The sequence below is a fragment of the Mucilaginibacter rivuli genome (assembly GCF_019391655.1).
GTDB lineage: Bacteria > Bacteroidota > Bacteroidia > Sphingobacteriales > Sphingobacteriaceae > Mucilaginibacter > Mucilaginibacter rivuli.
Genome location: NZ_JAHXPQ010000004.1, coordinates 256,895 through 283,032 on the forward strand (window position 1 = coordinate 256,895; position 26,138 = coordinate 283,032).

23 protein-coding genes are annotated in these 26,138 nt (G+C 42.4%); 12 read left to right on the top strand and 11 right to left on the bottom strand.

Translation table 11 applies throughout. The annotated features are described in order from the left end of the window. Window positions 1-15 precede the first annotated feature (15 nt). From KXQ82_RS11000 to KXQ82_RS11025, 6 genes are all read right to left on the bottom strand, one after another. Window positions 16-969, bottom strand: a complete 954-nt coding sequence (locus KXQ82_RS11000) for a DUF4271 domain-containing protein (protein ID WP_219488428.1) — start codon at window positions 967-969, stop codon at window positions 16-18. Between the two features lie 105 nt (window positions 970-1,074). Continuing rightward, a complete protein-coding gene (locus KXQ82_RS11005) occupies window positions 1,075-2,301 on the bottom strand; it encodes a glycoside hydrolase (protein WP_219488429.1) in 1,227 nt (408 codons plus the stop codon). A 138-nt stretch (window positions 2,302-2,439) separates the two neighbouring features. Next, window positions 2,440-4,716: a DUF5703 domain-containing protein gene (locus tag KXQ82_RS11010; protein ID WP_219488430.1), complete on the bottom strand. Its 2,277-nt coding sequence runs from the start codon at window positions 4,714-4,716 to the stop codon at window positions 2,440-2,442. A 56-nt stretch (window positions 4,717-4,772) separates the two neighbouring features. Continuing rightward, complete coding sequence (locus tag KXQ82_RS11015) at window positions 4,773-5,567, bottom strand: rhamnogalacturonan acetylesterase (RefSeq protein WP_219488431.1); 795 nt, start codon at window positions 5,565-5,567, stop codon at window positions 4,773-4,775. Window positions 5,568-5,572: 5 nt separating this feature from the next. Then, window positions 5,573-6,829 (bottom strand): glycoside hydrolase family 28 protein, encoded by a 1,257-nt coding sequence (locus KXQ82_RS11020; RefSeq protein ID WP_219488432.1) that lies wholly within the window; start codon window positions 6,827-6,829, stop codon window positions 5,573-5,575. Window positions 6,830-6,833: 4 nt separating this feature from the next. Next, a complete protein-coding gene (locus tag KXQ82_RS11025) occupies window positions 6,834-7,799 on the bottom strand; it encodes an alpha/beta hydrolase (RefSeq protein ID WP_255563622.1) in 966 nt (321 codons plus the stop codon). Between the two features lie 232 nt (window positions 7,800-8,031). Here KXQ82_RS11025 and hemW point away from each other — a divergent pair, with 232 nt between their 5' ends. The 3 genes from hemW (at window position 8,032) to KXQ82_RS11040 (ending at window position 10,901) form a co-directional block, all read left to right on the top strand. Then, complete coding sequence (gene hemW / locus KXQ82_RS11030; RefSeq protein WP_219488433.1) at window positions 8,032-9,153, top strand: radical SAM family heme chaperone HemW; 1,122 nt, start codon at window positions 8,032-8,034, stop codon at window positions 9,151-9,153. Window positions 9,154-9,368: 215 nt separating this feature from the next. Beyond that, window positions 9,369-9,917, top strand: coding sequence for a fasciclin domain-containing protein (locus KXQ82_RS11035; protein WP_219488434.1), 549 nt, complete (start codon window positions 9,369-9,371; stop codon window positions 9,915-9,917). 102 nt (window positions 9,918-10,019) lie between these two features. Further along, window positions 10,020-10,901 carry a cupin-like domain-containing protein gene (locus KXQ82_RS11040; protein ID WP_219488435.1) on the top strand — a complete coding sequence of 294 codons (882 nt, stop codon included), beginning with the start codon at window positions 10,020-10,022 and terminating at the stop codon, window positions 10,899-10,901. Here KXQ82_RS11040 and KXQ82_RS11045 read toward each other — a convergent pair. Further along, on the bottom strand, window positions 10,898-11,317 hold the full coding sequence (locus KXQ82_RS11045; protein WP_219488436.1) for a YybH family protein: 420 nt from the start codon (window positions 11,315-11,317) through the stop codon (window positions 10,898-10,900). The two genes, KXQ82_RS11040 and KXQ82_RS11045, sit on opposite strands and share 4 nt — an antisense overlap. Before the next feature lie 179 nt (window positions 11,318-11,496). Here KXQ82_RS11045 and KXQ82_RS11050 point away from each other — a divergent pair, with 179 nt between their 5' ends. From KXQ82_RS11050 to KXQ82_RS11075, 6 genes are all read left to right on the top strand, one after another. After that, window positions 11,497-12,387: a carbohydrate kinase family protein gene (locus KXQ82_RS11050; RefSeq protein WP_219488437.1), complete on the top strand. Its 891-nt coding sequence runs from the start codon at window positions 11,497-11,499 to the stop codon at window positions 12,385-12,387. 296 nt (window positions 12,388-12,683) lie between these two features. Next, window positions 12,684-13,781, top strand: coding sequence for a vWA domain-containing protein (locus tag KXQ82_RS11055; RefSeq protein WP_219488438.1), 1,098 nt, complete (start codon window positions 12,684-12,686; stop codon window positions 13,779-13,781). Window positions 13,782-13,937: 156 nt separating this feature from the next. Beyond that, entirely contained in the window at window positions 13,938-15,431 is a 1,494-nt protein-coding gene (locus KXQ82_RS11060; protein WP_219488439.1) for an AAA family ATPase, read from the top strand. A gap of 14 nt (window positions 15,432-15,445) precedes the next feature. Beyond that, window positions 15,446-16,726: a metallophosphoesterase gene (locus tag KXQ82_RS11065; protein ID WP_219488440.1), complete on the top strand. Its 1,281-nt coding sequence runs from the start codon at window positions 15,446-15,448 to the stop codon at window positions 16,724-16,726. A 22-nt stretch (window positions 16,727-16,748) separates the two neighbouring features. After that, window positions 16,749-17,624, top strand: a complete 876-nt coding sequence (locus tag KXQ82_RS11070) for a UbiA prenyltransferase family protein (RefSeq protein ID WP_255563623.1) — start codon at window positions 16,749-16,751, stop codon at window positions 17,622-17,624. Between the two features lie 5 nt (window positions 17,625-17,629). Further along, the gene (locus KXQ82_RS11075) at window positions 17,630-18,250 is read left to right on the top strand and encodes a class I SAM-dependent methyltransferase (protein ID WP_219488441.1); all 621 of its coding nucleotides are present in this window, start codon (window positions 17,630-17,632) and stop codon (window positions 18,248-18,250) included. Between the two features lie 18 nt (window positions 18,251-18,268). Here the strand turns inward: KXQ82_RS11075 and KXQ82_RS11080 are convergent, their stop codons facing one another. The 3 genes from KXQ82_RS11080 to KXQ82_RS11090 are packed head-to-tail and all read right to left on the bottom strand — an operon-like array spanning window position 18,269 to window position 22,352. Then, complete coding sequence (locus KXQ82_RS11080; RefSeq protein WP_219488442.1) at window positions 18,269-18,958, bottom strand: response regulator transcription factor; 690 nt, start codon at window positions 18,956-18,958, stop codon at window positions 18,269-18,271. Between the two features lie 12 nt (window positions 18,959-18,970). Further along, the gene (locus KXQ82_RS11085) at window positions 18,971-20,617 is read right to left on the bottom strand and encodes a sensor histidine kinase (protein WP_219488443.1); all 1,647 of its coding nucleotides are present in this window, start codon (window positions 20,615-20,617) and stop codon (window positions 18,971-18,973) included. Window positions 20,618-20,630: 13 nt separating this feature from the next. Then, complete coding sequence (locus KXQ82_RS11090) at window positions 20,631-22,352, bottom strand: alpha/beta hydrolase family protein (RefSeq protein WP_219488444.1); 1,722 nt, start codon at window positions 22,350-22,352, stop codon at window positions 20,631-20,633. A gap of 335 nt (window positions 22,353-22,687) precedes the next feature. Between KXQ82_RS11090 and KXQ82_RS11095 the strand changes: the two genes are divergently transcribed. Genes KXQ82_RS11095 through rfbC form a run of 3 tightly spaced genes read left to right on the top strand, consistent with a single transcriptional unit; the run spans window position 22,688 to window position 25,365 of the window. Beyond that, window positions 22,688-24,493: a tetratricopeptide repeat protein gene (locus KXQ82_RS11095; RefSeq protein WP_219488445.1), complete on the top strand. Its 1,806-nt coding sequence runs from the start codon at window positions 22,688-22,690 to the stop codon at window positions 24,491-24,493. A 19-nt stretch (window positions 24,494-24,512) separates the two neighbouring features. After that, entirely contained in the window at window positions 24,513-24,815 is a 303-nt protein-coding gene (locus KXQ82_RS11100) for a DUF4286 family protein (RefSeq protein WP_219488446.1), read from the top strand. A 1-nt stretch (window position 24,816) separates the two neighbouring features. Continuing rightward, the gene (rfbC, locus tag KXQ82_RS11105; RefSeq protein WP_219488447.1) at window positions 24,817-25,365 is read left to right on the top strand and encodes a dTDP-4-dehydrorhamnose 3,5-epimerase; all 549 of its coding nucleotides are present in this window, start codon (window positions 24,817-24,819) and stop codon (window positions 25,363-25,365) included. On the opposite strand, the gene KXQ82_RS11110 is transcribed toward rfbC, so the two are convergent. Beyond that, the gene (locus KXQ82_RS11110; RefSeq protein WP_219488448.1) at window positions 25,362-26,123 is read right to left on the bottom strand and encodes a metallophosphoesterase family protein; all 762 of its coding nucleotides are present in this window, start codon (window positions 26,121-26,123) and stop codon (window positions 25,362-25,364) included. The two genes, rfbC and KXQ82_RS11110, sit on opposite strands and share 4 nt — an antisense overlap. Window positions 26,124-26,138 lie beyond the last annotated feature (15 nt).

The window sequence follows — 26,138 nt, forward strand, 5'->3', positions numbered from 1 at the left end:
TACTCCCTGTAAATCTTATAAATCCAATGCCTTAATTAATATCAAAATAGGGCAAATTTCGAGGGCACAAAGATAGATAAATAAATAAATTTTATGAAAACGAAATTTAGAAATAATGTTTATTGTGCTTCGCAGGTATTGAACCACAAATATCAAGATAATTAAACATACTGAAAAAGCCAGTAAATATGGCTTAAAAACAGCTGATATCAGGCTGAAAATCACAACTATAGGCAAAAATATAAAAGCAATATTAAAATAGGTGAGATATAAGATAGATACATACTCTTTAATTACACGGCCTATATCAAATATAAAACCGAGTACCTGCAGCACCAATATCTTCAAAATAAATAAAGCAATTACAACAACCGATAGTATAAAGAACAGTTGAAAGCCGGTAATACTAAAACCAAACCGGTAATAACTAATTAACTGGTACAGGTATAAGCCTATGGTAAAACCAAAAAGTGAGAACAATGCAATAAACGCCCAGGATGTAAAACGGCTGTCTTCGTTAGTTAAGCTGGCAAATGCCCGCTTGCTATAAAATGCCTGCAAAATAGCATATATATCTTTACCGATAAGCAGGTTTAACACACCGGTATATATCAGCAAGAACACTATTACCGCAATTATCCATTGCGGGCGCAGATCGCGCTCTTTACCGCTTTGCAGCAAATGTTTCTTTACAGGCTGCCCATCAGTAAAACTGAGGGGATTAAATTTAAGGTGCTTTATTATACTATCAACAAATACATTATGCCGGTTTGGATCGGGATACCGGATGTATTGCATGGTAAGCGAGTCTTCAACAAAGTGCTGCCGGGCCATTACTGCCGAATCGGTATAATGCTTCAGGCTTGCCTGGCTGGTATCCAACGGAGCAATAAGCTGATCGCCTTTTTGTGCAAAGCAGGTAATGCCCCATAAAAAACAAAGCATGAATACCCGGACAACTTTACGCATTACTTAAAATATATTCTCTTGCTGCAAATTTATTGTAATAATTTGGTTTAAAGGTGTAATATTAAAAAGATGTACCGGTTAACAAACCGATACATCTGTATGGTATTAATTAGATACTAAAGTAGTAACGCTTGATGGGGTAAGATTTATGCCAAAACTGCTGCCTGTAATGGTAAAGCTATTATGTGCAATATTTGAACTGCTGTTGGTATAATACCTGTCAAACCCGGCAGGCGTAACACCGCTCAGGCTAAAAGGTTGATACGTGGTTGCACTGTTTTGGTTTACAATAACAACCACCAATTGCGTTCCGCTTTTATATGCTGTAACATAAACCCCTGTTGATGGGTTAGCCGTGCATGATACTTTGGTATAACCCGGGCGCACATACCTGGCATATTGCGCCATTACGTATCCTAATTTTGTGATGTTGCTGCTTTCGTCTATCGGGCCATAGCTTCTGCGGATGTACCACCAAACGTATGCCGCCCAGCCAGAGTTCATACAATCGTGTATCTCTTTGGCGGCAGTCATGGCATTGTTCCAATCATCACCGCTTATGGATGAGTTGGTGTAGTGCTCTGTCATCCATACCGATTTGCCGATACTGCCAAGGTTATAAGGTGTTTTACCATAAATATGGCCACATACAAAACTCGTTTTTGATTTGGCTGTGGCATTGCTCAGGTAAGAATTGATATATGTTTGATCCATGTTAAATGGTTCGGGGGCCATAATTGGGGCACCGCAATTACTGCCTTGCGCGGCAACAAAATTTCCAACCTCGGTTGCTGTAGCTTCCATCCATCCCGAACCTGTATAATTGGGCTCGTTAAACGGACTAATAGCGTAAACGCCACCAACAGCGGTATTATATGAGCTTAAATGGGCCGCGTATGCCGCGTATGAAGAGGTGTTTAAATGTATGCCCGTCATCATACTTGATGGCGCGTTCCAGGCTGTTGCTACTACTTTTGCACCAAAACCCTTGGCTGCATCAATAGTAGGTTTCTCAGCAGCAAAACTACCGCTGCTGGTGGGTACCATTACGCGCAATATACTCATGCCTATCCCGCTACTGGCCGAAAATGCTTTGGTTCGCTGGTCGCTCGTTAAATCAGCCTCCCAGGCCAAAATACTTGCCCCGCCAAAGCCCTGAATGCTTTGCTGCAGGCTACCTGCATCAATAGCGGCCGTGGCGGTAGTTGCGAATGATGTTGTTACATCGGGGTGTTTAGATAGTCCGGATATTTCATTCTCCGAGATCGTACTTTTAGTACAGCCCGCAAAAAGCGCAGCCACTACTAATAATTGAATTAGTTTTGTTTTCATAAAAAAATTGAATAATTGGTTAATTGGTCAACAAGAACCTATTTCTTGCTGACCTAAAATTACCCGCCTGTTTTTTATGAAAACTTATACATATCAATTAAATAACAGCAACAAATGTTCAAAACACAAGCCTCAGATTTACTGTGCTTTCAGGATCACGATATCCTTCTTTCGTGAGGCCGGTGTTACCTTTAAATTGCTGATCTTACCATCTTGAACATGGCCTTCTACCGTTGTTTGGTAAGGGGCGTACAATTTAAAATCGGCAGTCCATTCTGTTGGCCAGGCCGGCAATAGCTGGATCCGCTTATCATCACATTGCATCAGCATCAACTGTAGTGTTATCATACCATCGCCGCCATTGTCTAAGTCGGGTATCCAATCATGCCCCGGTCTCCAAAACCATTTAAAACGCTGATCGCCATAGTTGGTAAACGCTGCAATGGCTGCTTTTTTAGCTACCGAACCCAAACCCAGCACAGCCGACTGTGTTCCGTCTTGCCCCCAGCAGGTGTTAGCTGGCGATCGCCTTGCGGCAAATGTATGCTGTGCCAGTTCAAGGTTTGGTTTTCCAACACCAAACAAACGGTATGGGAATGCTACATATAATTCAGGATTCTCTGAATTACCCGGCTTGTCATATTTTTCGGCAGGCAATATGGTTGCTATGCCGTCTGTATCCCCTACACCTAAGGGGGGCAATTTGCCTTTAGCTGTTTTACCTAAAGGTATTGGTGGCAAATCGGCCAGTGTTTTTGTCCAGGCTGCCCGCTGCTTTACAGTGATCATGTTTGCCGGTAAAGCCAAAAGGCGTGGTATTACGGCCATAAGGCCTGCAATATCAGGTGTTGGATTTACTGCTGTTAACTGATAAGTTTCGAGCGACTGGGTGGGCGCCATGAGTATCTTCCCATTCGCATCGCGGATCCAATGCTGATCATAAAAAGTAATGATCTCATCCGCAAAAGGTACTATAGATTTAGCAGCAAATTCCTTATCGGGATTATAATCATAAGTATCGAGCATTTGAGCTATTATCTCTAACGATCCCTGAACGTGGTACCGCTGCCAATGGCTTTGAATTTCATTTGTTGGGTTGTTTTTTCCAAAATCACCTAACCTTGGCAAGCCCCATGAGTGCATCGTTTCCGGGAAACTCGCGCCCTCGTGTCCATAATATGTTTTAACTTTTGCTTTGGCTAAAGTCAAGCCATTCAAATACATATCAAACCAGGGCTTTACCAGGTCATTGTCGCCTGTTGCAATTAATGGCCAGTACAGCAAGCGGTTGTTTTGGTTCCAGAACCATTCTCCCCAGGCGCGGTAATCCGCATCGTGGTTATTGGCTACCTGTTTTGTAGTATCCGATGCCATATCATGCCCAACAGTAAACACACCACCATTAAATTTAACAGGCATCTCTCCGCGCGATGAGCACGCTAACATATACCGTTGCATTACATAACCTTGCGATATATTCTCTGCATCTTCATTACCGCTCACTTGTACCCAACTGCGGGCCCAAAAATTCTGCCACCATTTTTGATGTGCCTGTAGGGCCTGGTCAATATTGAGCTTACTTAATTTAATGGTCAAGGCATCCAAATCGTGTTTCCATTCAGCAGGGGAGCTAACCTGTTTTTCAATAGCTGCAATTACATCTAAACGAAGATACTTAGCCGGAGCTCCGGATCTTATAGTACGCTCATCAACGCTAATTAATTCCGGGCCTGTTAAAGCGGCTCCAAAAGCACGGTGCAAAAGCGGGTCATTCATTTTAGAGATCAATGATTCCAGGTGTTCCTGTTTTAACAGGTAAGGATAAAAGCTGGTTGGGTTATAATGGCACCAGGTAACGCGGTTAGTCTGGGTGGGGAAAATAATATCCGGTTCTGTGCGGGGGCTATTATCGCCTCCCATTACACCCGAATTATCAGTTTCTTTAAATGCCGACAGCGGTTGTGTTTTACGCCACATTTCCAGCCCTGCCTGTAATGTTGCTGTTTGATCGAGATGTGCTTCTACATGTAAAACCGGGTTATTGGCGTCTATCCAAACCTGCAAAGTATTTGTGCCGCTCTTTATCTCTATCATTCCTGTTTCGGGTTTGAGCGTTTGTGTAAACCCATTGGCAGATGTGAAAGGGTTAGGGCTTAACTTAACCCTAACTCTGCCCAATTTTACGATCTTCCCTGTTTCGGTCCAGGCGTCCGGGCTTGATAGCAATAAAACCAGGTCGCCGTTTTGTTCTGTCCAAACATTGGCACTAAGGCTGCCGTTACCTAAAGGCATCGAGTCATTTTCGTTGGCGCCAAGGGTAGTCCAGGTTACATTGCTTTTTGCAATATAAGGGTTCGAAGCTAATTGTGCCTGAACAGGTAGCGCCATTATTATCGCTCCTAATAAAGGAACCATTGGCTTAAATGCTTTGAATATCATATAGTTATTGTGTTTTTGAGCTGATCGCTGTTTTATTTAAGATACAAGTTGAGCGGGCAATCTTTAATTTGCATTAAACCTTCAACAACACAGCTTGCATTCAGCCGTGCGCCATCAATATTAGTATGTGTGCCATCACCGGGGAAGAATTTTTTTACCTCGCTTTGCCCCAGCTCTTTCCAGTGGCCGGCAATAATGCGGTTAAGATTGATATAATATGCCCCATTTATTTTGGCCTCTGTTTCGGCCCACTCCGGGTATTCAGCTTCTTTAACTACCTCGCCATTCTTTTCCCAACGGTTGCGCGGCACTAACGAACAAACAATTGGGATTGCACCTTTCGCTTTAGCTTCAGTTATAAATTTTTGCATATACCATCCGTATGTATGTACAATTTCTTTTTGATGCGTACGTATGCTAATGATCTCTTTTGTTGAATCACTTATGCCTAAAAGCGAGCCTTTCTGTTTTGAGGTATCATCTACACCGGCATGGTCATTATGACCAAACTGCATGATCACAAAATCACCTTTTTTTAGTGTTTTTAATATTTTATTCCACCTGCCATCTAAAATAAAGGTGCGGGTGCTTGTGCCCGATTTGGCGTGATTTTGCAGAGATATACGTGTGCTATCCAAATAAGGTTTAAGCAGTGTGCCCCAACCCCAGTACGCGTTTTTTCCGTTCCCATCGTTATTCTGTACGGTCGAATCGCCAATAATATATAGTACCGGTTTCTCATCCTGGCTGATGTTCACAAAAGCCATTAAGCCCAAAGCCAGTATTGTAATGAGCTTTACAGAAAGCGTATCTTTTATATTTTTCATAATCATTAATTTAAACCGGTTACACCGGCGCGGTATACCCGTAATTTCTCGCCCGAAGCGGCTTCGATGGACGAGTTGATAAACTCCGCGTTTGTAACATTGTAAATTTGCGCGCCGTTTTTAGCTGATATTTTTACATTTTCCAACCGGATGTGCTGAACAGGCGATTCGGGGATGCCCCAGATAATCAATGCCTCCTGCGAATTGGTAACGGTGATATTTTTTAACGAAATGTTTTTATAGACCGGGTTATGGTCGCCAATAGCGGTAGCAACATCTTCCTGCGGTGTTTTCGGCTCATGCGGATAATATTCGGAGATAAAGATGGGATAGCGGGAATTTTTAATGGTGATGCCCTCATAAGTTACGTTACTTAACACGCCGCCACGGCCTCTCGCTGTTTTTATCCTGATGGCAGAGGTAGTACCATCAAATGTGCAATTGCTTACTAAAAGGTTATTTAAATGCCCTGATGTAAAACTACCTATCGACAGGCCATGCCCGTATCCAAAAGCGCAATCCTTAACTACTATGTTTTTTACTTCGGGATCGTTTTCGGCCTGCTCCTTGTTTCCAAAATTAATGGCTATGTTATCATCACCTGTATTGATCGTGCAATGCTCGATAGTGCAATTTTTGGCTGATATATTAATTCCATCGGTATTATGAGAGGTGGTTGGGGCCTGTATCACAATATCATGAATATATACGTCGAGGGCATTTTTTAATGATATATGTGTATTTGGTGGGTTTAAAAATGTAACCCCGCTTATCTCGACGCGTTGTGCACCTTCCATGTAAAGCATTTGCGGCCTTCTTAAAGTTAGCGATTTTGCTTCTGTTGCTTTCCACCAAACTTCGCCTTGCCCGTCTATGGTGCCACCGCCCGATATTTTGATATCAGTTGCCTTTGCTACATTAATAAAATTGAGATAGCGCCCGTTGGCTGCCGGGAACCCATCCATATCATTACGTAACCTGAGTGTTGCGCCTTTTGCAATTTGCAGGTTGGTTTTACTGTATAAATTGAGTGGGCCGCACAGGTAATCTCCGGCGGGTATCAGCACTGTTCCTCCGGTGGCTTTAGCGGCGTCCAGCGCCTTTTGTATTGCCCGTGTGTTCACTGTTTTATTATCGGCTACAGCACCGTAATCGTTTACATTGTAAACTGTTGCCGGTATTACCGGTAATTGGGTAAACTGAGCCTGGGCCACTTTAATTATCAAAACAAAAGCGGTTAATCCTATTAACTTTTTATACATAGATTTATTTGCTAACCAATCTTTCGGGTATAATATCCATTTCTATCAGCCAGGCTTCGCACAGCTTTGTCCATAACTCTGTCGATCCGGGATTATTTCTCAGCGCTATAGCATGCGCCCCCTGTGGAAAAGCATGAAAGCTTACCGGAACCTTATTTTGCAGCAAAGCCTGGTAAAACATCAGGCTATTCATGGGGTTAACGGTTTTATCATTAATTGCATCAACAATAAAACATGGCGGGGTAGCGGCAGTTACCCTGAGTTGGGGAGAGAACTTTTTCTTCAGCTCGTCAGATGGATTTGGCCCAAGCAGGTTTTTAACGCTACCGGCATGCGCCAGGAGGGTACTCAAATCAATTACCGGAGATACAAGCACCATAAAATCAGGCCTAAAAGAAACCTTGTCGAGCGAATCGGCAATAGCCGAAACATCATCGGTAATTGTACCCGCAGACGATGCCAGGTGCCCTCCCGAAGACGAGCCCATAATGCCTATTTTATCGGGCTTGATACCCCATTTTACAGCGTTTGCGCGAATATACCTGATGGCCCGTTGCGCATCCATTAAAGGGCCTATTTCGCGTTGTTTTAAATCGGGCGAGTTAGGCAGGCGGTAATTGAGTACAAAAGCTGTAATGCCCATGGTATTGTACCATTTGGCCAGTTGTAACCCGCTGATAACATAGGCCAGCCTTTCATAACCTCCGCCGGGGCATATTACTACCGCGGCACCCTTATTTTCCTGCTTGCCCGGAAAGAATGCATACATCCCTGGGATCATTACGCGGTATATGCGCTCGTTGGCAATGCTATCGCTAAGGTTGAGGTGTTTGGAGTTGGGGATGTTGTTTTTGGGCCATAACTCAATAAACTCTTGCCCGAAAGCATGACCAGTGCCGCCAAATAGCAACCCCATTATTAGCAAAGTAAATAAAGCACGTATTTTCATATCGTCATATGTAAATTTCAAGCGTATTTGTTTTAGTGTTTATAATCGATTTAAACCGATTGCATAAACGAACATACAGAAGTTTTTTTGATGTTGCCAATTTTAATTGAAATGGAAAGTTAACGGCTGGCAACAGATACCCGAATGCTGAAAAATTCAAACTGCAATAAAGCCCTGTTAAAGAAATGGCCGATGTGTTTAACGCAAATGGCGTGCTGTATTGGCGTAAATATTAAACACCTATCTTTGCCGCATGGCCGGCATTTACATCCATATCCCTTTTTGCAAACAGGCATGCTATTATTGCGATTTTCACTTCAGCACATCATTAAAATATAAGGATGAGTTACTTGGCGCGATACAGAACGAAATACGCCTGCAAAAGGATTACCTTAATGGCGAAACCATCGAAACCATTTATTTTGGCGGGGGTACACCCTCGCTGCTAAAAGGCGATGAGATAAACAGGCTGCTGGATACTGTAACACAGCACAATACCGTATCATCAAACGCCGAAATTACGTTGGAAGCTAATCCGGACGATCTGGACTACGAAAAAGTATTGGCCTTAAGACAAACCCCGGTAAACCGTTTTAGTATTGGCATTCAGTCCTTTTTTGATGAAGACCTTTTTTGGATGAACCGCGCACACCGCGCCAACGAGGCTGAAGCATCGGTAAAGCGGGTACAGGATAGCGGTTTTGAAAACATTACCATCGACTTAATATACGGCTACCCCTTGTTAACCGATAACAAGTGGAAGCACAACCTTGAGCAGGTATTTAACTTGCATATTCCCCATATATCCGCCTACAGCATGACGGTTGAACCCCAAACGGCGCTGGCATCGTTCATCAAAAAAAAGGTATATGCACCTATGGACGAGGCTCAAAGTTCGGAACAATTTTTAGTGATGCTTAACGCGATGGAAGCACAGGGCTATGAGCAGTATGAAATATCGAATTTTTGCACACCGGGCAATTACTCGCGCCATAACTCCAACTATTGGAAAGGTGTAAAATACCTGGGAATAGGCCCATCGGCACACTCGTTTAACGGCGAGGCAAGACAATGGAATGTGGCTAATAATGCAAAATATACCCAAGCACTTTCCGGCAACAGTATCCCTGCAGAACGTGAAGAACTGACCGAACAAAACCGCCTGAACGAATACATCATGACATCACTGCGTACCATGTGGGGAATGGATATAGACAAAATCGATAGCATCAGCAAAGGGTCATCATCGGAACTGATAAAGGCATCCGAACCATTTTTTGAAAAAGGCTGGATAAGCCAAAAAGACAACATCATAACCCTTACCCAAGAAGGGAAATTATACGCCGACAAGATAGCTTCCGATCTGTTTTTCTGAGATATGGCGAACAGGATTTATATTAAAATAATTGATTTTCAATTAATTATAAAATAAATCAATATTCCTAAAATCCAACCACCAGGGTATTGCCGTAACTCTCATCAAACAACGATGAATGCTTCGGCGGTTTTAAAATAAACGCAAAAACAACCGGGGAGTCCTGCAGGCAAATTCATTTTTTACCGATTGAAAACAATTTAAAATTAAAAAAAATGAAAAAATTATTTTTTACAGTTATTGCAACTGTAGCTCTTGCAGCAGGCCAACAAGCTTATGCTCAAACCAAAATGGTAGGTGGCGCGGCCATGTATCCAACTAAAGACATTATTGACAATGCAGTAAATTCCAAAGATCATACCACACTTGTTGCCGCAGTAAAAGCAGCCGGTTTGGTTGAAACTTTAAAAGGTGCCGGTCCGTTTACCGTATTCGCTCCAACTAACGAGGCATTTGATAAATTGCCTGCAGGTACCGTACCAACTTTATTAAAACCTGAAAATAAAGCAACCCTCACCAAGGTATTAACTTACCACGTTGTTGCCGGTAAATGGAGCGCTGCCGAGATTGCTGCCAAAATTAAAGCAGGCGGTGGCAAAGCAGAATTGAAAACCGTTAGCGGTGGTACTTTAACTGCCATGGCCGAAGGTAAAAAGATTTACCTGGTTGACGAAAAAGGAGGAAAATCATGGGTAACCATTGCCGATGTTAACCAAAGCAATGGTGTGATACACGTGGTAAACACGGTGTTGATGCCTAAGTAATCAGAACATTTAACTACCTATTAATAGAAACCCGGGCTGCGCAAGCTCCCGGGTTTTTTTGTTTTAGCAGCAATACTTTATCTTAGCAAAAAAAGGATAAGCATGGGTTTTATACTTTCTCCTGTTGATGTTGTTGATACCATAAGCGAGGCGGACTTTAAAGCAAAATATCTTAACCCGCGCAAACCTGTAGTAATAAAGGGCCTTACCAAAAACTGGCCGGCACGCGATAAATGGACACCCGAATATTTAAAGCAGGTAGTTGGCAACAAGGTGGTTCCGCTATATGATAACTCCAAAGCCGACCCATCAAAACCAATAAATGCCCCCGCTGCCGAAATGCCTTTTGATACGTACATTGATCTGATACGAAGTAAGCCAACCGAGCTCCGCATTTTCTTCTTCAATATATTTAAACAGGCACCGCAGCTTTTACAGGATATAGTAATGCCCAAAGATTTGATGGGTGGTTTTTTAGAGAGTATGCCCGCTATGTTCTTCGGCGGCTCAAACTCGGTTACTTTTTTGCATTACGATATTGATTTGCCGCACCTGTTCCATACCCACTTTGGCGGGCGCAAGCAGGTAATACTTTTTGAGAATAAATGGAAACGCCGTTTATATTGTATCCCTAACGCTACCTACGCGCTTGAGGATTATGACGTGGCCAATCCGGATATTAAAAAGTTCCCGGCGCTGGACGGCGTAGAGGGCTACGAAGTTTTTTTAGAGCATGGCGATACCTTATTTATGCCTACCGGTTACTGGCATTGGATGAAATACCTGGATGGCTCGTACTCGCTAAGCCTGCGTGCCTGGGATGCATCCCTATCGCGCAAAGCTGCAAGTTTATATAACTTGGCGGTTAAAGGTGGGGTAGATAGTGTTTTGAAAATGCTGTTTAAAGGCAAGTATGCAACCTGGAGGGAAAAACTGGCGGTGAAACGGGCGGAGCGGGAGTTGGGGACCGGGAAACTGCATTAACTTGTATGATCACAAACAATCACCCATACCCCGTCAATCCTTTTAAACCACAGTGTAAAATACCCGCCAACATCGCCTTTGGCGCGGGTGAGGTGCCAGCCGCCTAATACGAACGCATTTGTTGCGTCCAATACATCAACCTTCGTGATGGTGAAATCGAGCTTACCCATGGTGGCCTTATCGGGGTATGATTTTTTATAATGATCCATAGTGGTTTGCCAGCCATAGGTTGGGGCTTTACTCCCTACAAATACCAGCGAATCGGATTTCCAGTAGCCCTGCATAAAACCATCAATATCGCCGCGGTTCCAGGCGGCTTGCTGGGTGCTGAGTACTTTTATAATAGCCTGTTTGCTTTGCGCGAAGCTAAAACCAACAGCTATAACAAACAAAAATGTGAATAAAGCTTTCTTCATTTCATAAAAATAAATAAAAAACGGCTTATAAACGCAAACAAGGGCATTATTAACGCATCGCGATATTTACAAAACAAATAAACAATTGTATAAAACTATTTATGCCGATATGACGATTATGAAACAATTGCACAGGTTAAACCTTTTAGCTTTGCGATATACCTTACCATTGTATTGTTATGAAGAAACAGGTGTTGTGTTTTGGCGAAGTGTTATGGGATACTTTTGGCGATGAGCAAAAACCCGGCGGCGCGCCAATGAATGTGGCTTTGCATTTAGTAAAGCAGGGCATAAATGCATCATTGCTGAGCCGGATAGGTAACGATAAACCCGGCCGTGAGCTTGGCCAGTTTTTAAAGACCAACAACCTTTACTCGGACTTGTTGCAGGTTGATGAAAAGCTCCCTACCTGTAAAGTAGCTGTTCAGTTGGATAAGCAGCAACAGGCTACTTACACCATACCCAAACCGGTATCATGGGATAATATCCAACACAACGAAACACTTCAGGCTCGCATTAAAACTATATCGGTAATTGTGTTTGGCAGTTTGGCTTGTCGTACTGCAGCAAGCCGGAACACGCTGCTTAACCTTTTCGAGAATAAGATGCTGAAGGTGTTTGATGTAAACCTGCGCCACCCGCATTACGAAAAATCGACCATCGAAACATTGGCCGCTATGGCTGATGTGATAAAAATGAACGAGGAAGAGGCCAATCTGCTTATTGGCAACTACGATGAGCCGCTAAAGGACAAAATAACCGAGTTCCGTAAAAAGTACCATAGCAAAACTATTTGCGTAACCCGCGGCGAAAACGGAGCTATTGTTTACCACGATGATAAATTTTACGAACACCCCGGCTTTATGGTTGAGGTGGTAGATACCGTTGGCGCGGGCGACTCCTTTTTAGCTACCTTTATTGCCGGCCTGCTTAACAAACAACCGATGGACGAGGTTTTAGAAAAAGCTTGTGCCATTGGCGCTTTTGTAGCATCGCAACGTGGGGCCAATCCGGTTTACGACCAGGCGAAGATCAATGAGATCATTGCGAACGGGGAATTGGCGATTTGATTTTTTAATTTCGAATGTTAGGTTCCAGATTTATTTTGATATCGGATTAACCTTGCTGATAAGACGCCTCCTATCAGGCCGGCGTGGCAATTACAGTGAATAAGTATGGGGGGCGATCGTTCTTGTGGTTATCTGTCCTCAAATATGTGAACAGATATATTCCATAACGGTTTTCTAATCTGCAAAAACGATGTGCTGTAACGCTTACGTCATAAAAACCTTCAGACTAAGGCTATCCCTCCCTACTATAAAACTATTAGCTTAAATTAGTCGTTAATTAGACTTGAAAGGATATTATGCGCGGTTACGGATTTTCTAAATTTATACCACAGCAGTTTCAAAAAGGCGGTTTCGATGAATTGTTGAAACTGTTTATGGAGTTGCTGAACTATACCGCCGGCGATGCCGATGAGGCGCTGCAATGGCTTAACGAATTAGATAAACAATACAAATTAACCAACAATGAATACGGCATTGGCGATTTTGTAGATGAACTGAAACAAAAGGGATACCTAAAAGAAGATGAGCAAAGCGGCGAGTTTAACATAACCGCCAAGGCGGAGCAAAGCATTCGCCAAAGCGCGCTGGAGGAGATATTTGGCAAGCTGAAAAAATCGGGTAAGGGCAACCACCGCACACCGCAAAGCGGGCAGGGTGATGAGAAGAACGCTGAGCGCCGCGAGTTCCAGTTTGGAGATAGCCTGGACCAGATAGACATGACGCAGAGCGTGCACAACGCGCAGATAAATCATGGTATTGATGATTTCCACTTAACCGAGCGCGACCTGGAAGTAGAGGAGATGGATTTTAAAACCCTCACTTCTACCGTCCTGATGATCGATATATCGCACTCGATGATCCTATACGGCGAAGACCGCATCACACCTGCCAAAAAAGTAGCAATGGCGTTGGCCGAGCTCATCAAAACCAAGTACCCTAAAGACACCCTGGATATTGTAGTTTTTGGCAACGATGCCTGGCCTATAAGTTTGAAAGATCTGCCTTATTTGCAGGTTGGCCCATATCATACCAATACTTACGCTGGTTTGGAGCTGGCAACGGATATTCTGCGCCGCCGCAAAACACACAACAAGCAGATCTTTATGATAACTGATGGCAAGCCAACTTGCCTGAAGGAAGGCACCAAATATTATAAAAACAGCATTGGGCTAGACCGCAAGGTGGTGAACAAAACCCTGAATATGGCTGCGCAATGCAAGCGTTTAAAAATACCCATCACCACGTTTATGATAGCGAAGGACCCCTACCTGCAACAGTTCGTTCGTGATTTTACACAGACCAATGGTGGCAAGGCATTTTACAGTTCGCTGAACGGGTTAGGTGAATATATTTTTGAGGATTATATTAAGAACAGAAGAAGGACGGTGAGGTAATTAGCAGCCCTCACCCAACACGTCATTGCGAGCGATAGCGAAGCAACCTCTACATATGCATGTCGATGAAGCCTATTAGAGACCTGTCGCGCAGAGGTTGCTTCGTCCCTCGCAAGGACGGTTTTAATAATAAGGATAAAAGAATTAAACAGATACATGAGCATACCAACAATAAAAACATTAGGCGAGTTAAAAAAGAGCGGGTACGTTAGCCGGTCGGTTAAGGATGAATTGCGCGACAATTTAATTGAGCAGTTACAAAAACAAGAAGGCGGTTTTGAGGGCATTATAGGTTATGAGGATACAGTTATCCCTGATCTGCAAACCGCTATCTTATCACGCCACAACATTTTACTGTTAGGCTTACGCGGACAGGCAAAAACCCGTATCGCGCGTTTATTGGTAAACCTGCTGGACGAATATGTGCCCTATATTGAAGGGTCGGAATTATATGACGATCCATTAGCGCCGATATCATGGTTCGGGCATAACGAGGTGGAAAGTAAGGGCGATGCTACCCCGATAGCATGGCTGCACCGCAACGACCGCTATACCGAAAAATTAGCTACCCCCGATGTTACCGTTGCCGATCTGATCGGTGATGTTGACCCGATAAAAGCGGCTACCTTAAAACTCACTTACTCGGATGAGCGCGTATTGCACTTTGGTTTAATACCGAGAGCACACCGTGGCATCTTTGTGATAAACGAACTGCCCGATCTGCAGGCACGTATCCAGGTATCGTTGTTCAATATTTTACAGGAAAAAGATATCCAGATCCGCGGTTTTAAATTGCGCCTACCACTGGATATTCAATTTGTGTTTACCGCCAACCCCGAAGATTATACCAATCGCGGCTCGATAGTTACACCATTGAAAGACCGTATTGAGAGCCAGATATTAACGCACTACCCGCGCTCGGTTGAGATTTCGAGGAAGATCACCCAACAGGAAGCTACCTTGTCGCCATCGCAACGGACCAATGTTGAGGCCGATGGTTTGGTGAAGAACCTGGTTGAGCAGATCGCTTTTGAGGCACGCAACTCCGAGTATATCGATAAAAAATCGGGTGTATCGGCAAGGTTAACCATATCAGCTTACGAGAACCTGATCAGCAATGCCGAGCGCAGGATGATCATTAACCGGGAGAAAAACACCTTCGTGCGCATCTCCGACTTTTTGGGTGTTATCCCGGCCATTACCGGCAAAATAGAATTGGTTTACGAGGGTGAGCTTGAAGGCCCGGCTAAGGTGGCTAATATTTTGGTGGGTAAAGCCATCAAAACATTGATGCTGCAATACTTCCCTGATCCCGAAAAGGCAAAAAAATCTAAAAAGGCAAATCCATATAAAGAGATCATCGAGTGGTTTGAAAATGGAAACACCCTTGCAGTGATAGACGGTTTGCCTTTACAGGAATACAAAAAGCTGCTCAATTCGATAACCGGGCTGAAGGACTTTGTAAAAACCTTCCACCCCAAACTGGCAGAAAACCAGCAATTATTGCTGATGGAGTTTGTGTTACACGGTTTGGCAGAGTTTTCGCAGTTAAATAAAGGATTTTTAGATAACGGCTTCGCCTTTTCGGATATGTTTAACAGTTTGTTTAACATGGAACCCGATGAAGATATGGACGATGAGCGTTATTAATTAAAACTTTATTAATGCAGCAGGTCATCACCATTATACTCATTTCCGCCGCCATCATCGCGGCCGATCTTTATATCATCAGCGGTATACGCGGGGCATCAAAAAAATGGAAGTTCCCCTTTAAAAAGTCATTTACACGCTGGTATTGGGGTGTTTCATTGTTTTTACTGGCGGGATTATTTGCCAGTATTTACCTCAAAATGAGTATCGGAATCAAGGGTGCATTGCTTATGATATTCTTTATCGTACTTGCTGCCAAGATCCTGTTTTTGCCATTTATTTTTGTTGATGATATACGCAGGCTCATACTTTTCAAAGCCAGAAAAAAAAACAAACCTGAACCGGAGTTTCCGGCAAGCGAGCCGGCACCAAATCATATCCCACGGTCTGAGTTTTTAATGAAGGCTGGCTTATTGGCAGGCTCGTTGCCAATGGTATCGCTTGGCTACGGTATTGTATCGGGCGCGTACGACTATCGCGTTAAGCACCGAACCCTTTACCTCCCCAACCTGCCAAAAGCCTTTGACGGCATTAAATTAGGACAATTATCAGACATACACTCCGGTAGCTTTTATAACAAAAAAGCGGTTTTAGGTGGGGTAGAAATGTTGCTTAAAGAAAAGCCCGACTTTATTTTTTTTACTGGCGATCTGGTGAATAATATAGCCAGCGAAATGCGTGATTATCAGGACATCTTCGCGAAAGTAAAAGCGCCCTTAGGTGTATACTCATCGTTAGGCAACCATGATTATGGAGATTATGCGCACTGGCCTACAGAAGCAGACAAGAAACGTAACCTTGATGACCTGAAAGCTACTCATAAAAACATGGGTTGGGACCTGATACTGAACAGCAACCGCCGTTTAAAGGTAGATGGCGAAGAAATAGGTATTTTAGGTGTTGAGAATTGGGGCAGCCTGAGCCGTTTCCCTAAATATGGCCGGGTTGACCTGGCTGTTAAAGATACGCAGGACCTGCCTGTAAAACTTTTGCTATCACATGACCCATCTCACTGGCGCGCGCAGGTATTAGATTATAAGGATATAGATGTAATGTTTGCGGGCCATACCCATGGTATGCAATTTGGTGTACAGAACAGGCACTTTCAGTGGAGCCCTATACAATACGTATATAAAGAATGGGCCGGTTTATACCGCGAAGGCAACCAGCAATTATATGTAAATACAGGTTACGGCTTTTTAGGTTACCCGGGCCGAATTGGAATATTACCCGAAATAACGATATTTACACTCAAAGCCTCGCCCGATCCTTCGCTGAAAAGCAAACTATCCTGATCCCGATGCGGCTTAATTGCCAATGAGAAAGCTTTTTCGATCTGTTATTGATCCTCTTTTGTTCAGCAACATTTTTATGTCGGCCTGTGCGGTTACGCAGGCTTTGGTTACGCTACAGCTTATTGGCGCGCAACCAACCTATCCGCTGCTCACATTGTTGTTTACATCAACACTTTTCATTTACAATATCTGTATCTTTTTAAGCAAGCCTAAAAAGCCCGAAAAATCACCGTTCCGACGCGTTCGCTGGTTTTTTGCTTACTATAAACTGATGGTAATTATTACCGTGGCCTGTGGTGTTTCTTTAGTGCCATTGTTCTTTTTAATATCGGTAAAATCGCGCGTGCTGCTTATTTTGCTTTCGGTATTATCTGTGGGTTATAGCCTGCCTCTTTTTAAATCGGGCGGTAAACGCTTTGGCCTCCGTAATGTACCCGGCATAAAATCGCTCATGATCACCAGCGTTTGGGTAATGAGTTGCGTGGTATTGCCAATTTTTGAAAGTGAGCAGTTTCAGCAATTAAACATTACATTTACCGATGAGGCTATACTTATTGCCAAACGTTTCCTGTTCATTTTCGCGTTGACCATTCCTTTTGATATCCGCGACCTTTTCCAGGATTCGATTGCCGGCACCAAAACCATCCCGGTTATTTTTGGTGAAAAGAAAGCCTATTTATTTTGCCAGCTCTTATTGGGCGGCTACATGGTGCTGCTTTTCATTTTCAGGGGAAATGGCTTTAGTCATGATTTTTTTGCCCTTGGCCTAACCGCTGTTTTAATGGGATGGCTCATTTTTAAATCCGAATGGGAAAAGGATGAGTACTACTACTTTTTTTATATGGATGGCGTGTTGATTCTGCAATACGTATTCCTGCTGGCTTTTAAATTGCTGTAGAAAGCATGGCATCCAATTATGATAATTCGGCTTCTTTTTACGATGCGTTATCAAGGCTGACATTTGGCAAGACTTTAATCAGATCGCAGGTATACCTGTTACCGTTTATTCCCGAAAAGGCAAAAGTGTTGATAGTTGGAGGCGGCACAGGTTGGATATTAGAGGAGATTGCCAAAGTACACCCGACAGGTTTGGATATTACTTACGTGGAAATATCGGCGAAGATGGCCGCGCTGTCACAGAAACGGAATGCAGGCAATAATTCAGTGAGCTTTGTAAATAACCCTATTGAAGAAGTAGCATTGAGTACAGATTATGACGTGATCTTCACGCCATTTTTGTTCGATAACTTTACTGATGAAACTTTACCCGGCGTTTTCTATCATATCCACCGATCATTAAAATCACAAGGGTTATGGCTCTGCGCCGATTTTCAGATAACAGGAAAATTGTGGCAAAAGGCCCTACTTAAATCAATGTATTTCTTTTTCAAACTCCTTTGCGGGATAGATACTACAACATTACCAGATATCGAGGCCCAATTCACAAAACACAATTACAAAAAAAAGTCAGCGAAAACTTTCTTCGCTGACTTTATTATCTCTACGCAACACCAAAAGTCTTAACTCTTTATTCTTGCATCTTTACTCGCTGCTAAATTTATAACCCACTCCTCTAACGGTTTGCAGGTAAAGTGGCGAGTCGGGATTGTTCTCAATCTTTTTACGCAAGCGAACAATATGCATATCCAGTGTACGGGTATTTACATCGGCATTATAGCCCCAAACCTCCATCATCAGTTCATCGCGGTTAATAACCTTGTTCTCGTTCTTTAAAAAGTATAGCAAAATGCGGTTCTCCAAAATGGTGAGCTCAATGCGTTTGCCATCCTTTAACAGCGTATGCGTGTTTGGATGGTGCTCCATATTGGCAAATTTATAAGCCTCGGGTTTCTCACTGTTCAGCGTAAACTTGATCTTATTGTCTATCATAGCCACCAGCACATCCATATTAAATGGCTTGGTAATATAATCGGATACGCCAAACTGGTAGGCTTCTATCTTATCAATATCCTGCGCTTTGGCCGTCATCATGATCACCAGTTTATCAAAACCCTTATCGCGGATAGCGCTGCAAACTTCAGATCCTTGCTTGCCCGGAAGCATCCAATCCAACAAAACAATATCAGGCTTTTCATCCAATATCATTTTTTCGGCATTTTCGCCATCGGCGGCTTCTAAAACTTTATAGCCTTCAAGCTCTAACCTTTCAGCAACTAAAAACCTCAGGTTCTCGTCATCCTCAACTAAAGCGATCTTAATTTCCTTGTTCATCGTCCGTTTATATTAATATGGTAACACTATCTTAAATTCCGATCCCTGGTCTACTTTACTTTTCACACTAATCTCGCCGTTCATAAAATTAACCAGTTCTTTGCAAAAAGCCAAACCTAAACCAACGCTGCCATTTTGGTTATACTGGCTTTGTATACGGTAAAACTTTTTAAATACATTATCTATTTCAGCTTTAGGTATGCCTATGCCTTTATCGGCAAACAAAAAAACCACATCCTTTCTCTGGCAGTCAACATCAATATTTAATTCCTTGCGGTCGGGTGGTGAGTATTTATAAGCATTCTCTATCATGTTCTGAAAGATACTGCCTAACAACACCGGGTCCGACTCAAAATAGCATTCGTTATGTACTTGATAGGTCAGGGTAAAATGGGGGTATTTAATTTTAAAGGTATTGATATATTTCTGAACGAAATCATCCAGCTTAATTTCTTCTTTTTTTACCTGTATCGATTTATTTTCGAGTTGCGTGAAAGAGAGCAGCCTATTCATCAGGTTGTTAAGTTTATCGGCTTCTTCATCCAATATCTTACCATAATGTTTTTGCTGTCGTTCGCTCAGGGCGGTTTCGGCTGTGCGCAGGTTTGAGCCTGCAATTTTTATTACACTTACGGGTGTTTTAAACTCGTGTGTAAAGTTGTTAATGAAATCGTACTGCAGTTTAAACAACTTTTGGTTAACATTTAAATTGCGAAAAATGAGCCATCCAATAAGTATTACAAACAGGTAAATAACAATTACCGCAGCCGCTATAGGTAAAAAGCGGCGTACTACCTCGTTAGTAATGAAAGATTTTGACGATTCAAAATACAGCTTATATCCCGAAAAAGCGCCGGGCAAAGCTATTTCTGTGTATAGGTTTTCGCCTTCGTCATTTTCAAGCGGATCGTAAATAATTTGTTTAATGCTAATGCGCTGATAAAGCTCAGGGCGGGTATTTTTTATCAGCAGGCGGCGTTTCTCCAAATGAAACGTCATCATATCATGCTGATAAACAGACAAAGGCGCATTACCTTTTAATGATTGTTTATAAACCTTCAACTCTTCGGGCCGCGGTATATTTATATAGCTTATTTTACCGGGCTTAACATCGTACGATGTGTTATAGGTATCCTCTGATGTATATACTCTGCCTGTATCGGCCGAGAGGATATAGCTGTTTACCTTTGCCGACATCATTTTAAAATCGTCGTTATCCTTAGCTACGTTAACACTGTTTTTAACCGTATCACTTTTGCCGGGTTTAAAATTATAAACACCGGTAAGCGCTATCTGTATGTTTTTATTGCTGCTGCCAATAGCTTGTTTACGGTTGCTGATAGTGAAGTGATAAAAATCAATATCTTTAACAAACCTGTAGTTACTAAACACAGAGTCGGCATATTCTGAGGCCGATTTTTTATTTAAAAATCCCTGGTAGGCATTAATTTCGGGTATTTTTTTCTGGAACAGATCATTATATGGGCGCATGGTACGCTCAAGCACACCAATTGTGCGGGCAGAAAACTCGCTTACAACATATTTGCGTGTAAGGCCGTAGGTTATCAATAAAGCAGCAATCAATATGCCCGATATCAACACAACAAAGGCGATGATCAGTAACAGATTTTTGCGGTATAGCTGTTTTTGCTTGGTCATTAAAGCAAGTACCTCACTTTTTGCCCAGGTTTAATTCAAGAAACTTTTCGAGCTGTACATACATATTTAACCTGTTGCCGCCCGGCGCATCTTTTGGTTTTTTTTCTTTATCCTTATTTTCTTTAGCAACATAGGTTACAGGTGTGCCATTTTTCTTTACCTCACTTGCAAAACGTATTAATTCGGGGTTACCCGCATCCGGGTCTCGCCCTCCCTGAAATATCATTAAAGGAGCTTTTATCTTAGCTGCATTAAATACCGGCGATATTGCCCTGAAACGATCTGCATCGGTTTCGGGGCTGCCTACCATCTCATAAAGCATGCTCAGCTTGGGTTTTAAAAAGGGCTGTACATCTTTAAAAAAGGTGAAAAAATTTATCAGCGGCCCCTGAACAGCTACACAATTGTATAAGCCCGGATGAAACGAAACACCATATAAAGCCGAAAAGCCACCAAAACCGGTGCCAAAAATGGCTATTTTTTTAGGGTTAGCTATTTTTTGATTAATCAGCCAGTTAACGCCATCGGTAATATCCTGTTGCATTTTGCCACCCATTTGCTGAAAGCCCGCACTGTAAAATGCCTTGCCATACCCTGTTGAGCCACGGTAATTTACCTGGAAAACAGCGTAACCACGATTAGCTAAAAACTGAACCTCATCGTTATATCCCCAATTGTTGCGTTTCCAAAAATCGCTGTGCGGTATAACTACTACCGGCAAATTTTGGGGCGATGAAACTTTTGGAAGCGTAAGGTAACCGTTTATTAAGGTACCATCACCTGCTTTAAACTGTATCGGCTTCATTTCGCAGAGGTCGCCCTGGTTTATTCCCGGGTTCATATCAGCAAGTTTAACCAGCTTTTTTGTAGCCATACTATAAAGATAGGTAGAGCCGGGGTTACGGTCGTTCGATGTATTGATCAGAAAATGCTTCTCGCTGGTATCACGGTCAAAAATCCTGATCTCGTTCCCAGGTAACTGTTTTTCAAGATCGGTATAAATAGCTTTTATACTATCGTTTAAAATATGCCTACGTGGCTTAGCTTCCTGCCAGGCCACCATCTCAAGCCGGTGTTTACTTTTAGAGTATGCTACCTCATCAATATCAGCCTTATCGCTGCTATAAACTACTCTTTCTTCTTTCCCGTTTTCGGCGTTGATTTCTACCAGGGCTATTTTATCGCGGTTTACATTTGAGCGTGCGTAGAAATAGTTTTTAGTTCCGGTAAAAGCAATGGGTTCAACCTGGTTCTTAAAGTTATTACGCAAAATGGGCTTAAAAGCGCTGTTTTCATTTTCGCGGTACAATATGGTTTCATTTACTCCATCAGATGCCTTTTCGAGCCGGATAACACCATCTACATCAGTATAATACTGCGTAATGTTACCGGGGTTTTGCAAATACATTTTGAGTTCGCCACTTTTTGTATTGATCCGGTAAATATCAAATATGGTAGAGTCGCGCAGGTTCATTGAAAAGGTAAGCACATCAGGGTGCTTCATGCTGCGGTTTAAAACACGCCAGTTTACACGGCCTATTGATAGCAGGGTACGTTTTTCCATTGTAGCCGCATCAATAGCAAATAACTGAAAGGTACTTTTCTTCCTGTCGTATTTTGGAACGATGACATGGTTATCATACGTCCAGAAGTGATCGCGGATACCGCCATCAGAAAAAAGCACATCGGGTTTTTTGGTACTATCCTCAAGGCTTTGCAAATAAATAGTTTGCATTGACTTGTCCTTGTTTTTTTTAAGGTACGATATGTACTTGCCATCCGGCGAAATATGGAACCCGCTAACCTGCGAATCAAAAAAAGCTTTGACAGGAATAAGTTGTGCTTGTTTTTTATTGCACGACAGCACTAAAACAAGAACAAATACAAATAAAAGTTTTTTCAGCCAGTTTATCATTTGCTATCAGCACCCCCCAATTTTCATAGATTAGGTCAAGGTATAAAATCGGAATTAATTTAAACTAATGTCACTATAATTTTACCCGGTATAAATTAATGAATTATACTAATACAAGCATACAAATAAATAGCATTAAATACTTATTTTTGAATATGAAGAGGGTTTTTGTTTTAATTGCATTATTGATCTGCGTGTTAGGTGCAAGTGCCCAAACCGAAGATCTCCAATTAGCCCAGCAATTTACTACCAATGGAGAGCTGCAAAAAGCTTCGGACATTTATCTGAAACTATACAAGCAAAACAACGAAGCCTTTTACAGTTTTTATTTAAGAAGCCTGCTGAGCCTTAAAAAGTTTGATGAAGCCGAGAGCATCACCAAAAAAATGGTTAAGCAGCACCCGAAAGATTATCAATATCCTATAAATCTGGCCCGTGTTTACCATGAGCGGGGTAACCAGGATAAGGCAGAAAGTATTTATAACGATCTGCTCAAAAACCTCCCTGCCGACCAGGGAGAAATAAGCAGCATAGCAACGCAGTTTTACCAATCGGAAAACCTTGACCAGGCCATAAAGGTTTTTGAGCAGGGCCGCAAGGTATTACATAACGAGCAAGTGTTTAGCTCGGAGTTGATTAGCTTATACCGCTATAAGCACGATAAGGTAAGCATGGTTAATGAATATGTTAACTTATTGCAAACCAACCCGGAATATATTTTCCAGGCAAAATCTGCCTTATCAACAACATTTGAGAACGGGCGCGATTATGATATGCTGAAAACTGCCTTGCTGAAAATAATGCAACAGAAGCCCCAATTAACCATATTTGCCGATTTGCTTACCTGGCAGTTTTTACAGCAAAAACAGTTTGATATGGCCATGAACCAGGCCTTGGCATTAAGCCGCAGGCTGAATGATGGCGGCAACAGCATTTACGAACTTTGCCAAACCTTAACAGCTAACCAGGCTTATGATGAAGCTATACGCGGCTATGAATACATTATAAGTAAAGGTACAGCGCAAGATCTGTACATTCCGGCTAAGATCGAGATGATCAATACAAAAAACCTGAAGATCACATCGGGAAAATATGCACAGCCTGATCTGCTCGACCTGGAAAAAAACTACCTGGACCTGCTTACCGAATTTGGCCGCACAACCAATACTGCATTTGCCATGCAAAAGCTGGCAAAATTACAAGCATTTAAACTGCATAAAACTTTAGATGCACAGAAACTACTGGAGCAAACCGTTAATATTGCCGGCCTACGCCCTAATTTATTGGCGGATTGTAAACTTGACTTAGGAGACGTTTACCTGCTGAATGGCAAACCTTGGGAAGCTACCCTAATTTATAGCCAGGTTGAAAAGGATTTCCCGGGAACAAATATTGGCCAGGATGCCACTTACCGTAATGCAAAGCTGGCTTATTATACCGGCGATTTTGTTTGGGCAAAAGGCCAGTTGGATGTGTTAAAAGCCGCTACATCACAACTGATTGCTAATGATGCCCTGAACCTTTCGTTATTGATAAGTGACCATACCGCTTTTGACAGTACAGGCAACGCGCTTAAAATGTATGCCCGTGCCGACCTGATGATATTTAAAGAAGACCCTGATAAAGCCGTTATTACATTAGACAGCATTGATAAAGCATTCCCGCAAAATACATTGACCAATGATATTTTAATGGCCAAAGCCCGTATACTGATACAAAAAAATGATTATACCGGGGCAGCTATCGCCTTAAAAAAAATAGCAGAAGAGCACAAAACCGACCTTTGGGCCGATGACGCTGTTTTTATGTTGGGTGATATTTATGAGAAACACCTGGATGATAAAAAACAGGCCCAGGCATATTACCAGAAAATAATTACCGATTATGCATCGAGCCTATGGTTAAACGAAGCGCGTAAGCGTTTCAGAACTTTAAGGGGCGATCTGCCCCCGGCTTCATAATTATTGGTACTTTTGCCGCATGATCATTTTAAACGAAACCATCATCATTGATGAAACCATAAACGCTGAATGGTTAAACTGGATGAAAACGGTGCATATCCCCGCCGTAATGGCCACCGGGCATTTTAACTCTTATAAAATACTGACGGTTTTAAGTTCGCCCAACGAGGGGATAACTTATTGTGTGCAGTATACAGCAGACGGCATTGACCAATATAATGCTTATAACGAAAAGCATTCAACCAACCTAAAAAACAAACATTTCAAACAGTTTGAAAACAAATTTGTACAGTTTGAAAGCATTATGCAACTTATAGACTAATATGAAAGTAACTACTACCCCAATTGAAGGATTATTATTGATAGAACCACGTATTTTTAACGATGACCGCGGCTATTTTTACGAAAGCTACAACGAGAAAAAGTATCGTGATGCAGGCATTGATGTTACTTTTGTGCAGGATAACATGTCGTGCTCATCAAAAGGCACCATGAGGGGTTTACATGCCCAGGCGCCACCATTTGGCCAGGGTAAGTTGGTAAGGGTAACACAAGGCAGCGTAATTGATGTGGCGGTTGATATCCGTAAAGCATCACCTACTTATGGACAGCACTTTGCTGTTGAACTTAGCGCCGCAAACCACTTACAGTTTTGGATACCCGAAGGCTTTTTACACGGCTTTTTTACATTAGAAGACGATACCGTTTTCGCTTATAAAGTGACCAACTTTTATGATAAGGATTCAGAAATAGGGGTTAAGATCACCGATGAGTCGCTTGGTTTTAAATGGCCCGATTTTGCTAAAGACATTATCTTATCGCCAAAAGACGAAGTGCTGCCTGATTTTAAATCATTCGTTAGCCCTTACTAATTAACTCGCAAATCTTTCGGCATACGCCCCTTTAACAGGAATTGCGCCCAATTATCATTGCCGTTACGTTTGGCTGTGGCTGATGCTGCTTCCCAATCGTAACTGCAATGTATTTGCTCAATATTAATATTATCCCCATCTGCATGTACAATAGCGTATTTAGCATGCGGCGTATTTGATTCCATAGCAAAGCGGTATTCGCCTTTACCTAAATATGCAGGCAAGCCTACACTGCCCGGGTTTAAAATAATTTTCCCGTTCGACAGGTAGATCACCCGGTTTACATGCGAGTGGCCACACAGGATAACGCGTTCTTTGATGCCGCTTACTTTACTTACCAAATCTTCATCATTATAAACAAATACGCCGTGTTCAGTCACTTTCTCCAAAAGGTATTCGTTGTCGCTTTCGGGTGTGCCGTGGCAAACAAAAAGTAGCCCGTCAACGCTAATGGTTTTCGGCAGGTGTTTAAGCCAGTTTATCGTTTCAGCAGACAGCTCTGCCTTAACCCGTTCCATGTTTTCCTTTTGGTATGGCGTATTTAAACTTTCCAATATCTCACGATCAGTATTGCCACTGATACATTGCATAGGTATTTGGCGTATTAATACTGAAGTCTCTTCGGCTTCAAGAGCACCAAAACAGTGATCACCCAAATTGATAATGGTTTCAATACCCCTTGACCGAATATCGTTTAGCACTGCTTTTAACGCACGGAGATTACCATGTATATCCGAAATAATGGCGTAGCTTTTCATCCCAATTAAATTTAA